The organism is Mucilaginibacter sp. 21P (assembly GCF_019331605.1).
GTDB classification, from domain to species: domain Bacteria; phylum Bacteroidota; class Bacteroidia; order Sphingobacteriales; family Sphingobacteriaceae; genus Mucilaginibacter; species Mucilaginibacter achroorhodeus.
This window is the reverse complement of sequence record NZ_CP063061.1, coordinates 2,822,280-2,834,607: the sequence shown is the minus strand read 5'-3', so window position 1 is coordinate 2,834,607 and position 12,328 is coordinate 2,822,280. Positions and strand designations below refer to the sequence as shown.

The following is a 12,328-nucleotide window of genomic DNA, read 5'->3' as shown; positions in this document are numbered from 1 at the left end:
CCTGTCGTAAGTGATTGAAAATCAATGGATAACAGAGATACGTGCATAGCCCAGGTGGGCGCACTGAGTAGAACGTTTCTACATGTTAAAAGCCCTTAAATCGATGATTTAAGGGCTTTTTTATTAATTATCCTTTCTGGCTCATTGCAATCTCGTTGTCTGCAAGCCTGCTGTTTTTTTTTGTTAACTTAGGTTACGGAATCAAATTATAAATGATATGCACTTGTATCAGTGATTCGCCACTGATTGAACACCTTTAAATTTCAAAGTCTTTTAATGAACATTATACTATCAATAAGTTTCTGAAACAATGATTAATCACTACAAGAATTAATATCAAAGCAGTTGCTATCAGAAAAGCATTTGATAAATATGTAAACCTGCTACGTACTTGGTTTACTTTTTTCTGTTTCTGTCTCCTTATCCATCTTGCCGCCATCCGTTTGCTCACCGCAAGGTCTGATGAATCAAACTTGATACGCTTGGTCTTGTACAACCTTCTTTTACGACCAGGTCTCCGCTGAGCCATTCTCCAGGTTCATAATAACAATAAAGCCTGGATCACCGTTGAAGGTGACCAAGCTTTACCCGATAAAAATTCTATTTAAAATCAATAGGGATAACCAACTTAAAAGTGATGTTTCGGCCCATGTTGAAAATACCCGGCTGCACGCCTGCCGGCACAGCGGCATTGTCAAAATATTTCAGTCTGCTCATGTTAGATTGATAACTTACATTGGCGAGGTTGGTACCTTCAACAAACAAACTCATCACGTTTCTGCCTTTTGTGTTATACAGGCTTCCTCCCAAACCGGCACTTAACAGGTTGTACCCTGCCGTATATGTTTCTGTACCGTATGCCGCGAAAAAACGATCCTGTGCATTAAAATGATCAAAACCCACAAAAGCAAACAGGTTGCGGAATGACTTATACCCTTTTGAAAAACTTCCCCTAAGCTCTGAATGAGTATGCAATGGCGGAATGAATGGCAGGTATTTCAAACTGTCGGGAACAGGAGATCCATTACCTAAATTTTGCCCATAAGTAAGTGTCAAAGCGTTTGCGAAATGCAACCAGGATACCGGGTGAATGTCCAAATTAAATTCAGCGCCTTGGATCTTTGCTTTGGTTTGTACGTAAGTAAAAGTGTTGTATCCCTGGGTAATTACCGGGCTTCCGTCTGCATTCAGTTCCTGCTCCTGAAATATGTAATTAGATATCCGGTTGTTGTAAATTTCCATGCTTGCAGATACGTAAGGCAGTGTCAAAAATGCTCCAAAATCTTCCTGAAGGCTGAATTCCGGTTTGAAATCGCTGTTACCGATATGATATATCTGTGAGCCAGGGTCTGGACCATTCGCAGAAAGTTCGGCTATGCTTGGCGCACGGAAACCACGGGCTATGTTTGCTTTTACTGCGAAAGCATGAGAAAAATTATATGTTGCACCGAAGCTACCGGTAGCACCAGAAAAAGTTTTGCTTAGCGCAGAAAATTGCTGGGTAACGTTGTTAGCATTTGTGGGGTTTGCACCCGTATAAAGTTGCGGGAAATAAGCTTTGGTTGTATCTATGTAAGCTGCCTGGCCGGTAAATGACCGGCTGTCATAACGTACGCCGCCGGCTAAATCTAATTTGCCAAAAGTTTTCCGCACTACCAGGAATGGCCCAATATCGAATTGGTGATAAGCCGGGATAGGAAAATCAGTGCTATTGCTCCCCAGCTTGTTGTCCTGGTACATGCCATTAACACCCAAAGTAGCATCATAGCCGTTTCCTAAAGGGTAATTGTATTTTACATCATAGGTGTAGCTGTTCAACTGCAGGTTTAAACCCGGGACATCTGCATCCTGCGGGTGTGTATATTCCCTGCGATGACTGTATTGATAACCCAGGTTTACGATCAGGTTTCCGGGACCGATAACAAAATTGCTGTTATTGTAAACACGGTAAAGCTGCACACGCTGATGCAGTACAGGTATATCGTAGGAATTGAGCTCTTTATCGGAAACAATAGGCCGGTAAGTATCTGCATCTGTTATTTGTTTGGTAAATTTCCGGGTGATAGAGTCACGGCTGCCATCCGGAATGTCCTGTTGATCGTCAAACAAGGTGGCGTGGAAATAAGAATAACCCCAGGATTTGTTGACACCCAGCATCAGGTGTACGTCTTTTTCTTTAAATCCGGTCGCATATACCCTTCCGTCGTGTGGGTTCTGGTAATCTTTCGCCACTTTACTGGATAGTACCGTTCCCCATACCAAACCTTTGTTATTACCAAACAGATTGACGGAATTGTTCCACAAGCCATTGTTAGTTCCGTAGCTATTAGTAACGGCACCTTTAATAGTACCTTCAGCTACGGGCTGAGGTGTCAGCAAATTCACTACACCACCTATCGCATCTGATCCGTATGTTAGGCTGGCCGGGCCTTTGATGATCTCTACGCGATCTATTGTGTTTTGGTCGACTTCTATACCGTGCTCGTCGCCCCATTGCTGGCCTTCTTGTCTTATGCCATCTTGCAGGGTTACCACACGATTGTAGCCGAGGCCATGTATAAAGGGCTTCGATATATTAGGCCCGGTTGTAACTGCGCTAATGCCGGGTAAATTGGCAATTTCATCGATCACATTGTTGGAGGCAGCGCGCTGATCAAGGAAACTTTTGCCAATAGCAACCATAGGTACCGGGTTACGTTTGATCTCGGTGGCTTTGCTAACACCTGTGATAACAACCTCGTTTACTTCTACCGCTGAGGCCTGCAACTGGAAATTATGGTTACTTGCAACCGATAGGTTTACGCTTTCGGCAATGGCCCTGTATCCAAGCGAACTCACCTGAACGAGATAAGTCCCCCTGGGAAGATTATTAAAGTGGTAAACGCCGTTCTTATCACTTATAGTGACTATCTTTAGGTCAGGGATACGGATAACTGCGCCCGGTATGGCTTCGCCTGTTTTAGCATCTGTTACCTTTCCATCGAGTTGTGTGATAACAGATGAAGCGAACAAAAATGCAGGCAGCATCAACAGCAAAAAGCTGAAAAGTATTTTGGTTTTCATATTTATGAAGTATGGGTTTGAAATTTAATTATCTGATAAACGTCAAGCCGAAACAGGCGGCGCCCTTCCACACAGAATATGAACTGTTGTATGATAGCTAACTGCTAAATTGCTAACAAGGTAACTGTAATGTTTAACGTCAAGAATTACCGTTTGACAAGCAGATGCCGCAGGAAGCGGCGGATGGAAATTGAACTGGCAAATACTGCACCTTGATTTCTCCGGGCCAGAATGGTCTTTAGAAGCTCTTTCTTGCTTTACAGGATGGTGATGATGAAACGAAACGGTTATCTGCCCGGCAAGAAACGCCCAGGCGAGTAGAATTGCAATGCAAATGGTGTTTACTTTCCGCAGTTTCAAAACGTTGGTAAAAGTATCAAGTTGGCACACACAATTGCACCATTGTTGCAATATCTAATACTTTTCTAATTTGATGATGTAACAAGGAATGAAGTGAAAATTTAATCTTAGTTTTCTCTAAAAAAATAAAGCCCTTAAATCGTTGATTCAAGGGCTGCTTTACTTTTTATCTTCCTAACAAACTTTAATTGATCACCGGTAACGAACCGCCGTCAATTGCGTAAATGGTTCCTGTAAGATAAGCTGCAGACGGAGACACCAGGAAGTGTACGAGATGTGCAACTTCTTCCGGCTCGGCCATTCGGCCCATCGGGATACCACCGGTTTGTGCCATCAGTTGTTTCATACCTTCTTCCGGAGTTACACCCGCAGAAGTTGCATAATCGTTTATAAATTTCACCATCGGTTCTGTTCTAACAGGCCCGGGTGCAACCGTAAGCACTCGAACCCCCTTATCGGCAAGCTCGGTAGATAAGGCTTTACTGTAACTGTTAAGCGCGGCTTTAGATACTGCATAAGCCATATTTAAATTCCACAATGCTTGTTTGCCGGCTACAGATGAAATGTGAATGATAACGCCGCTTTTTTTCTCGATCATTTGCGGCAGTAAGATCCTGTCGAGCCTGATGGCCGATATAAGGTTCAGGTCCAGTTCCTGCTGCCAAAGCTCATCAGTAAGGGTGCTATGGCCACCGCCGGGAGTAGTAAGCCCGCCAACGTTGTTGATCAAAATGTCGATGCCGCCAAACGTATCTGCTATCTCTTTTGCAAGAGCCGATACCTGATCTGCCTTGGTAAGGTCGGCCGATATAAAGTGATGAGTTGTATCATCAGGTTTTGTTCTGGCGCTGACTATAATTGTGGCACCTGCCGCTGCTAACTCATCTGCAATTGCCTTTCCGATACCTTTAGTACCACCTGTAACTAACGCTCGTTTTCCTTTCAAATCCTGTAATTCCATCTTTTTGCTGTTTAATATTCTGAAACAATTGTTTCAGAAATGAATAAAAAAATTTATTTAGTTAATTGTTTAATAAAATATTCTGCCATGCGTTTGATTTTTATGGGGTCGCCGTGAAGGATGAAGGATTCGTACCAGCCGGTCCAAGTGCTGTTGAAATAATCGGCGAGTAAAGCCGGGTCTTCGTAATCCCTTATCTCGCCTTTATCCATCGCCTTTTTAATAAGGTCGTGTAAAAATTGATAAGACCGCTGGTCATCTGCCGCCAATATTTTCTTCACTCGTTCATCATTTGTTGCTACCTCAAATGCGCTTTTCACAGCCATGCAACTGTCTTCACCATTAATGATGATATTCACAGCTTCGTGAATGTAGTCTATTAAAATAGCTAAAGGAGATCTTTCACTTGCCAAGCGTTTGTCCCAATCCTCTTTCCTGATGTAAGTGTAGTGTTGTACACATCGAACAAATAACTCCTGCTTATCCCCAATGGTGTTGTACAAACTGCTGCTATTGATCTTCATGGCATCGGTCAGGTCGCGCAGAGAAGTAGCGTTATAGCCTTTCTTCCAGAAAACTTCCATCGCTTTCTGTATAGCTGCTGCTTCGTCAAATTCTACATTCCTGGCCATTGCGATACAAAGGTAGGTAAATCTGAAACACTTGTTTCAGATTTACGTCATTTTCGATTGGCAAGCTTCCAACCTTGCTGTGCTATCAACAAGCTCTGATATCAAATTCTATGAAACACACCGCAAACACCGTAAAAAATGCCATAGGTTAATAAAGTGCTGCATTACCTTTGATGGAATAACATTAATCATTAACAACCATGGAACAAAAATTCCCACTGCCGCCTTTTACCTATGAAACGGCAGTATAAAAAGTGCAAATGGCAGAAGATGCCTGGAATACGCAGGACCCTGAAAAGGTATCTAAAGCTTATACATTAGATAGCGAGTGGCGCAACAGGTCAATCTTTTTAAACGGCCGGGAAGCAATCGTAAAATTCTTGACCACAAAGTGGGAAAATGAGCATCAGTATAAACTAAAGAAAGAACTTTGGGCTTATACAGATAACAGGATCGCGGTACGTTTTGAATACGAGTATCAAAATAATGAAGGTAATTGGTTTCGTGCTTACGGCAACGAGAACTGGGAATTTGACCAAAATGGCCTTATGCAAAAACGATACGCCAGTATAAATGATGTGCCTATCCGGAAAGAAGATCGTAAATTATAACGAAGGCTTTTTTAACGAATAGCAATCAAAAATCCCTTCAACTTAATGCGTACCTATCTCTAAAATATTTCGGGCACGGAAAAATCTAAAGATGATCAACATAGTCACATAACTCCAGAAAACGCTATTGAACATAAACTCAAGGCAGTTACCTCTCCAGAATATCTGAAACAGTCCTGCAAAAATTACTGCAGAACCCAGAAAGTATCCGCCAAATAATTGTTCGGCCTTTTGAGATATTTTCTGGGCCGTAAAGCCGTAAAGGAACAAGCCGATCCAAACACCTATAGCTCCATAAGAAAGATAACAGTCAACTATGTAGGCCGGTTTAGCAGATACAGCAGAGTTAACGCTTGTTACCTGTGCACGGTATACACGGTCCATCACCAGGGTTTCTACATTTGGTTTATCGGGCCACAAAAACCTGGGGATCACCATTTTCGCAGCATCTGTAGTTATTTTGAATTTATAAAATGGTGTAAAGTATGGCGTGTTGCTAACGTATTGGGTAAACATTTTAATTTCAGATATTCTATCTGTTAAAAAAGCCCAATTATCTTCCAGCAAGCCTTCGCGCCCGCTTTGGAGTACGGCATTTATACTTTCGTCGCGCGCAGTTACCAAGTCGACCCCACTGCCTGCCATTTTCCTGAAATTCCCTATAAACGTTGGAAGTATAAAAAAAAGTGCTAATAACAAAACCGTAAAAATTGGAATTATCTTTTTACCAAAAATCGGTAAAAGATAAATGCCAAGCAGTAACACGCTAATGATCACCGGTTCTTTAAAACCAGATGATAAGGTGCTTATAAGGTTGATGATAAATAAAGCAAGTGCGAAATAGTAATTACCTTTTTTCTTTTCGCGAATAGAGAACGCCAAACCAACCGTACCTGCAACAAAACTTAACCCTGTGAACTGAACGCTGAATTGACTTAAAAAATTAACTTTTGCAAAAAACAAACCTAAGGGAAGAGAGATAACCGCCATACCCAATAGCAAATTGCTGATTGATGGCGCATAGGCTGTATACCGTTTCTCCACCGGATATTTAACAGCCATAAAAATACCGTGCACCAGTGCCGCATGCCCTAATACATAGTAACGCTGGCATTGGGCAATGGTATCATAAACCGATCCATCTATCCCGAAGTCTTTACCGATGTAGTCAAAGTACTTGTAACCCAATAAACTAACGTAATAAAAAATAGATGTACAACTCATGTACCCTGCAAATATTATCTGCATTAAAAAAATGGGCCGCGTCAATTGCTGCAATGGCGGCATATCTGTTGGTAACGGTTTTAGAAATCCGTTGTACGAGATAAAGAAAATTAAAAAAGAACCCAGCCAGGCAATCAAATACGATACATGTGCATCTGATCTGAATAGAAACGATATAATATACGGAACATATAAGACGAGATAACGAAACGGACTGTTTTTGATCATGATCTTAAACTCCAATTAATATGATCAGTCATTTTTGCCGCTTTTCCAGAATTGCCACCATTTTTTTGGATCTTCATCATAATATCCTGATGACGCGTAACCCGAGTAGTCAGAATAATAGTATGTTTCGTTGCCGCTGCCTTTGCTGTAATCTGTTGTATAATAATTGGAATGCAAAGCGTCGTTACCAAAAGCATTGAGAATAATTGCCATGTTGCTTAAACCGTACTCTCTCGATAGTCTTTCCGGGATGTTGGCAGCCCTGAGTTGCGATGTACCCGATCTGATAATGAAAAGATTAATGTCTGATTCTCTGATAAGCGGTATGGCGTCAGAAACGAGCCCAACCGGTGCCGTATCTACCAATATGTAATCATAAGATGCTGTAAGCTGAACGAGCAGATCTTTCATCTTCTTGGTGTGCAGTAATTCCGATGGATTGGGGGGAACAGGCCCCGAAGGAATAAAATCTATCTTATGCGTCTTATCATGAACGGTAATTTCTTCAAGTGTGTTTTGGTCAGACAAATAAGTACTTAAGCCCTTTTTATTTTCTATTCCAAAAGCGTGATGCAGCCTTGAGCGTCTTAAATCTCCCGCTATCAATAATATCTTTTTATCAATCAACGCCAAGGTACTTGCCAGGTTTATAGTTACAAACGACTTTCCCTCACCTGATATCTCAGATGTAATGCAAATAATTTTACTTTGCTTATGACTTGCCATAAAGCTGAGATTTGTACGTACAGATCTCACCGATTCGGCAAATACGGACTTGGGTTTTGCCAGAGAAAGCGCTTGGGTATTACTTTTATCGATATAGGATGGAAACTCTCTTATCACCCCAATGATCGGTGTTTGGGTTAGCGCTTCAACAGTCTCTTTATCATAGATGTACGGATTTAAAAACCTCACCAATAATATTAAGCCGATACCAGCTCCTAAGCCCAATAAAATAGCGTAAGTGTAGGTCCTGCCAGAATCTGCCGCTATGGAAAAGTTGTTAACGTAAGCAGGGTTTACAATTGACGCACTTGGTACAACAGCTGCAGCGTTCATCTCGGCCTCTAATTTCTTTTCCGATAAAAACGACCGTACCTTATTGTTTACCTCAAAATTTGCATTCAGTTTAACAAATTGCTGCTCCTTTTTGGGTATTCGTTTAATGCTTTCATTAATAGTAGCTATTTGTTTATCAATATATTCCAACTCGGCGACCTTCCTGTTCTTTAGCGAGAAAACATTATTCTTGATCGCATCTTTGATCTTTGTGATCTGATTATCCAAAGATTTCATCGGCGCAGAATTACCGTTGTACTGTGCTGACATGTCTTCCCGGTTGGCGAATAACTTATTTAACTGCGTTATTAGGCCGGTTAGCATAGGGTCAAAATCTCCTTCAAGATCAAGGTTGATATCAGCCTTATTATAATTGGAAACCAACTGTTGAGCAAGTCTCTCTATACCAAGCAATTGGAGCTTAAGCACCGCCTTTTGCTTTTCATAATCAGATAGCTTCGCAACCACATCAGCTGATGCACTATTGATATCAGTAATATTGTTGCTTGATTTGTAACTGGCTAAACTATTACCGGATTTGCTGGTAGCCTGGTCAATAAACGCCATTTGGTTATCGATGAACTCGGCAGTTTGATTGGCAGACATCCTTCGCTGTATCAGATCATACTTTATGTATGATTTCATTATCTCATTCAGCAGATCAGCTGCAAAAGTTGCATTGCCATCTGTTTGAGATAAACTCATTACGTTTGTAAACTTTGCCGCCTCACTAACATTTAAACCACCTAAAATGCGGCCAACAAAATCTTCTTTAGCATTAAAATTAAAACGGTACGTTCCTCTATCAGGTATCGGAGTTACTATCTTAAACTCCATATTCCCCATAGATAACACTTCTCCATAGCGATATTTTTTGCCGTCCTTCTTTAAATTATTAGGGTTACTTAAGGTAAACGATGAGCCGTCTACATCCTCAACCTGGTATTGTTCCCTACTAAAGTTAGAAGAATCCTGACGAATGATCTCAATTTTAAAAGGGATATTCGGATAGAGTTCGGTAAGGTTAATACGCCCAACTATGTAGTAAGAAATTTTATAATTCAGTTTAGATATGGCATCCAGGATAACCTGGTTTGACCGTATTGTATAACTCTCGGCCTGTATCTTATCCGTATAACTAAATGTTTGCGATGGAGATGCGGCGCTTGTGTTAACGCCTTGTGCAGCATCTTGTAATTTTAACGAGCCGGAGCTCATATAAATAGGTTTTGTATACAAAAGGCGCAACTTTGCAATGCCGACAGCAAACATTACACAAAACAATATCCAATACCAGCGGCTTAAAAATACCCTATAAATTTTGTAGAAATCTATGGTTTGGCTTATAGACCGCTTTATCTCTGTAGAATGATTTTCCATTTATTGATCAAGAGCATCTAAAATAACAAGATTAATGCAAACAGAGCGAAAAAACGGCGTTTCTATTATTCTTTATCAATAGAGATGACTATGTGACTTCTAATTTTTCTCTTTACTTCAAAATCAATCAAAACAGTTGCGACGTAGTTAAACCAGCAAAGATTGAATTAGCGCTGTACTTAAGTAATAATCTGAATCGCAACTTTTCTTAACAGCAAAAAAGCCGCTTAATAAGCGGCTTTTCAAAGTCATTATGCTGTTAAACTGTTGGATCCAAACCGGGATCATAGCTATGACCCTCCTTCTTAAAGAAAGCTGCAAAGATTAATGAGACAGCAAATAAAAGTATGATACTTATTACAATACTCTGAATACGTTTGCCGATAGTATTCTCTTTCTGCAATTCAAAGTTCTTTTGCATGTCGTCAATCTTTTTATCGATCTCTTCCTGTTTCGCACCGCTTTTTTCCAAAGTGGCTGTAACAGCTGCAGTCATTGCAATTTGCGTTTTTTCTACCATTTGAGGCTCAATAATAGTTGCGAATAAGATATCTTTCAAAAGATACTGAATGCCAAACGAAATTATAACCATGATAAATATTCCGGTTACAGCTTGCCTGTAATTCCAGAAGCCTCCAATTTTTGCCCGTAGCTTTGAAACAAATATTATAAGCAATATCAACGGAATAAGAATGCCAAAAATAAAAGGAATAGTTATCATCAATAGCATTTGCTCTCGTAAAGCTAACAACACATAAAATGAAAGTATACCTAATACAGTAGATATAACTCCCAAGGTTAGCCCAAAGGGCACGGCGTTTCTCTTTATTTTTTGGTTTAAATCCAGCTCCATTTAGTTAGGGTTTAATTATTAAAGCTAACCAATATTTCTAAAACTGCCATATCAAACGGCTGGTTAACGGCATTGTCAGCTATCTCTTGTTTTTCCTCCTCGTTTGGTTCAGGATTTTGAAAGAAGGTTATCATCGGGTAAAACAATTCTTTTACTTCAGAATCATCAGGAACAGTGGCAGCTATCTTGTTCACTTCGCTTACCGGGCTTTCAACCAATATCTGGTGTGCTATTACCGGTTCATAAATACGGTGCTCATCCTGAAACTCGTCTTCATCAACCAATAAAAACTCTTTCAGGTAATCTTCCAATTCCGGCTCAAGGCCTTCGTCTGAGCATTCGTTCAAGTACAGTAACAGGTTAAGTAGTTCCGTGCCCCTGTCAAGGGTTTGCTCTTCAATGTCCTCCCATTCCGGGGTCTCCAGATAATCGTCCTCAAGCTTTTTAACATCTTCACTAAAGAAGTTGATCATCAGCAGATCAAAGAACACTTCCCTGAGTTCTTCTACCTGCGGGTTATCGTTGAATAGATTGTCAAGCAGGTCAACCTTGGTCATAAAGTCTGCATCAGGAGAAAAAACAGCTTCAAAATCAGGTTTTAATGCAACTGCATTGGTATCGCTATACTTGGTAAATGCCTGCAATGCAGCGTTTATGGCATTGCTCACTTTTTGATCGGTCATTTGTTGGAGGTTTTAAAATTTTGCTATTTGATTGTTGTTAATGCTTAACAACACTTTACCCTTTAAGTTCTGACCTAAAAATGGTGAGTTAAAACTTTTAGACAGATTTGACGCGCGGCTGTACTCCCACTCTGTATCAACGTTAAAAACGGTTAGATTGGCATTGGCACCCTCTGTTACAGTGGCCGCATCAACATTTAATATTTGGCGCGGGTTTACGGCAAGTTTTTCTGCGATAAGTCCTGCACTCAAACCGGCTTTTAAAAGCAAAGGCAAAGCTGTTTGCAAAGCAATAACGCCAAATTCGGCTACTTCAAACTCAACATCTTTAAATTCTATCTCGTGCGGGGTATGCTGGGTTACAACGGCATCAATGGTGCCATCTTTCAGGCCGGCAATAAGTGCATTTACGTCTGCCTGCGTACGCAACGGTGGTTTAACTTTATACTGGCTATCAAAGCCCATTAAAGCCTCGTCGGTTAAAACAAGGTTATGCACCGCAACATCGCAGGTAACATTAACACCCTTTTGTTTGGCCTGGCGTATCAGGTCTACGGCATGTGCAGTAGATATGGTAGTAAAATGGATCGCAGAACCAGTATCTTCCGCAAGGTATAGGTCGCGGGCAATCATCAATTCCTCCGCAAGTGCGGGTATACCCTTCATACCTAACATGGTGCTTACCACACCTTCATTAACTTTTGCCTTACCCGCGATAGAGGTATCCTCGGGATAAGAGATTACTTTAGCACCAAAATTTTGTACGTATAACATTGCACGCTCCATTAAACCGGCATCCTGCACAGGGCGATTACCATCTGTAAAGGCCTTGGCGCCGCTCTGGAACATATCATACATCTCGGCCATATCCTTACCTTCCCGTTTGTGCGATATTGTACCCAAAGGATAAATATCCACCAGCTTACCCTTTGCGCGGTTAAGCAGGTACTCGACTTCGGCCTTTGAATGTACGGGGGGCTGAGTGTTAGGCATCAACGCCAAACCTGTAAATCCTCCGGCAGCGGCTGCGGCTGTACCGGTTTGCAGATCTTCTTTGGTTTCTAATCCCAATTCACCCACGTTACAATTCAGATCAAAAAAACCCGGAGAAACATAGCCGTTTGCAGCTTCAAAAACCTCGGCGTTATCATCACTAAGCGATGAACCTATCTTTTCAATTTTCCCGTTTCTGATCAAAATATCGGTAACCTGGTTATGAAAAGGCGAAGCGGGATCAACAACAGTGGCGGATTTAATGAGTAAATTCATTATCG

General features: G+C 41.1%; 9 protein-coding genes. 1 reads left to right on the top strand and 8 read right to left on the bottom strand.

Features of this window, described 5'->3' with window-relative positions; translation table 11 throughout:
- Positions 1 to 600: 600 nt before the first annotated feature.
- The 3 genes from INP83_RS12655 to INP83_RS12645 all read right to left on the bottom strand — a co-directional run bounded on the left by INP83_RS12655 (position 601) and on the right by INP83_RS12645 (position 5,016).
- Entirely contained in the window at positions 601 to 3,063 is a 2,463-nt protein-coding gene (locus INP83_RS12655) for a TonB-dependent receptor (RefSeq protein ID WP_219124459.1), read from the bottom strand.
- Between the two features lie 544 nt (positions 3,064 to 3,607).
- Positions 3,608 to 4,384 carry an SDR family oxidoreductase gene (locus tag INP83_RS12650; protein WP_219124457.1) on the bottom strand — a complete coding sequence of 259 codons (777 nt, stop codon included), beginning with the start codon at positions 4,382 to 4,384 and terminating at the stop codon, positions 3,608 to 3,610.
- Positions 4,385 to 4,437: 53 nt separating this feature from the next.
- Positions 4,438 to 5,016 carry a TetR/AcrR family transcriptional regulator gene (locus INP83_RS12645; RefSeq protein WP_219124455.1) on the bottom strand — a complete coding sequence of 193 codons (579 nt, stop codon included), beginning with the start codon at positions 5,014 to 5,016 and terminating at the stop codon, positions 4,438 to 4,440.
- Positions 5,017 to 5,276: 260 nt separating this feature from the next.
- Between INP83_RS12645 and INP83_RS12640 the strand changes: the two genes are divergently transcribed.
- Entirely contained in the window at positions 5,277 to 5,627 is a 351-nt protein-coding gene (locus INP83_RS12640) for a nuclear transport factor 2 family protein (RefSeq protein WP_255563143.1), read from the top strand.
- Positions 5,628 to 5,669: 42 nt separating this feature from the next.
- On the opposite strand, the gene INP83_RS12635 is transcribed toward INP83_RS12640, so the two are convergent.
- The 5 genes from INP83_RS12635 to INP83_RS12615 all read right to left on the bottom strand — a co-directional run bounded on the left by INP83_RS12635 (position 5,670) and on the right by INP83_RS12615 (position 12,323).
- Positions 5,670 to 7,079 carry an exosortase Y-associated Wzy-like protein gene (locus tag INP83_RS12635; RefSeq protein ID WP_219124454.1) on the bottom strand — a complete coding sequence of 470 codons (1,410 nt, stop codon included), beginning with the start codon at positions 7,077 to 7,079 and terminating at the stop codon, positions 5,670 to 5,672.
- Between the two features lie 24 nt (positions 7,080 to 7,103).
- Positions 7,104 to 9,518 carry a polysaccharide biosynthesis tyrosine autokinase gene (locus tag INP83_RS12630; RefSeq protein WP_219124452.1) on the bottom strand — a complete coding sequence of 805 codons (2,415 nt, stop codon included), beginning with the start codon at positions 9,516 to 9,518 and terminating at the stop codon, positions 7,104 to 7,106.
- Positions 9,519 to 9,777: 259 nt separating this feature from the next.
- Entirely contained in the window at positions 9,778 to 10,371 is a 594-nt protein-coding gene (locus INP83_RS12625) for a DUF4199 domain-containing protein (RefSeq protein ID WP_219124450.1), read from the bottom strand.
- Positions 10,372 to 10,382: 11 nt separating this feature from the next.
- On the bottom strand, positions 10,383 to 11,054 hold the full coding sequence (locus INP83_RS12620) for a hypothetical protein (protein WP_219124448.1): 672 nt from the start codon (positions 11,052 to 11,054) through the stop codon (positions 10,383 to 10,385).
- 12 nt (positions 11,055 to 11,066) lie between these two features.
- Positions 11,067 to 12,323 (bottom strand): dihydroorotase family protein, encoded by a 1,257-nt coding sequence (locus tag INP83_RS12615; RefSeq protein ID WP_219124446.1) that lies wholly within the window; start codon positions 12,321 to 12,323, stop codon positions 11,067 to 11,069.
- Between the last annotated feature and the right edge of the window lie 5 nt (positions 12,324 to 12,328).

Coding starts and splice junctions, on each gene's coding strand:
- INP83_RS12655 (WP_219124459.1), bottom strand. CDS start 3,063: ATGAAAACCAAAATACTTTTCAGCTTTTTGCTGTTGATGCTGCCTGCA.
- INP83_RS12650 (WP_219124457.1), bottom strand. CDS start 4,384: ATGGAATTACAGGATTTGAAAGGAAAACGAGCGTTAGTTACAGGTGGT.
- INP83_RS12645 (WP_219124455.1), bottom strand. CDS start 5,016: ATGGCCAGGAATGTAGAATTTGACGAAGCAGCAGCTATACAGAAAGCG.
- INP83_RS12640 (WP_255563143.1), top strand. CDS start 5,277: ATGGCAGAAGATGCCTGGAATACGCAGGACCCTGAAAAGGTATCTAAA.
- INP83_RS12635 (WP_219124454.1), bottom strand. CDS start 7,079: ATGATCAAAAACAGTCCGTTTCGTTATCTCGTCTTATATGTTCCGTAT.
- INP83_RS12630 (WP_219124452.1), bottom strand. CDS start 9,518: ATGGAAAATCATTCTACAGAGATAAAGCGGTCTATAAGCCAAACCATA.
- INP83_RS12625 (WP_219124450.1), bottom strand. CDS start 10,371: ATGGAGCTGGATTTAAACCAAAAAATAAAGAGAAACGCCGTGCCCTTT.
- INP83_RS12620 (WP_219124448.1), bottom strand. CDS start 11,054: ATGACCGATCAAAAAGTGAGCAATGCCATAAACGCTGCATTGCAGGCA.
- INP83_RS12615 (WP_219124446.1), bottom strand. CDS start 12,323: ATGAATTTACTCATTAAATCCGCCACTGTTGTTGATCCCGCTTCGCCT.